Source organism: Mycobacterium gordonae (genome assembly GCF_001417955.2).
Lineage (GTDB): Bacteria > Actinomycetota > Actinomycetes > Mycobacteriales > Mycobacteriaceae > Mycobacterium > Mycobacterium gordonae_B.
Genome location: NZ_LKTM01000251.1, coordinates 1 through 724, shown reverse-complemented (window position 1 = coordinate 724; position 724 = coordinate 1). Strand labels below are relative to the sequence as shown.

At 64.6% G+C, this 724-nt stretch carries 1 protein-coding gene; it reads right to left on the bottom strand.

The features are described 5' to 3' along the window. The coding region (locus tag AO501_RS18430; RefSeq protein WP_082658711.1) for a PE family protein at positions 1-428 on the bottom strand (428 nt) is incomplete at its 3' end. Positions 429-724: the final 296 nt, after the last annotated feature.

The following is a 724-nucleotide window of genomic DNA, read 5'->3' as shown; positions in this document are numbered from 1 at the left end:
CCCCCCGCCCCACCCGCCGTCCCCACGCCCTCGGCGTCGGTGATGCCATCGATCCCGTTGCCGATCAGCGGCCGCCCCAGCAGAGCGTTGGTCGGCGCATTGATCAGTGCGAGAACGTCCTGCTCGAGGGCCTGCAGGGGCGCCGTGTTGGCGGCCTCGGCGGCCGCAAAGGCGCGCGCGCCGGCGTTGAGGGACTGTACGAATTGGCCGTGAAACGCCGCGACCTGCGTACTCAGCGCCTGGTACGTCGACGCCTGCTGAGAAAACATCGCAGCGATAGCCGCCGACACCTCGTCGCCGGCAGCAGCGAGCAACCGCGTGGTCGGCGCGGCAGCGGCCGCATTGGCCGCGGTGATCGTCGATCCGAGTTTCGCCAAACTTGTTGCGGCATCCGTTATTAATTCTGGAGACGCAATAGCAAACGACATCGCCCACCTCCGGCAACCCGTGTCATCGAGTTGTCCCCCCGAGTGCGACACGGCGATGGTAGCGATTTTCCAGCGGTGACGTGCATCTTTGCCGGAAGAATTCGCATTTCGGCAGCAGCGGAGGTCCTGGTCGGCGGTCATCGCTGATGCGTCCGAGACGTCACATCGATGCGGTTTTCAGGGCGGACCGCTACACCGATAAGCATTCACAAACCCGGCTGAGTCTGTCAAGTTTGATCGGGCCCGGGAGGACACGTTGGGTTGGCCCCATCTTGGCGTGCGTTGGGCAACGTGTG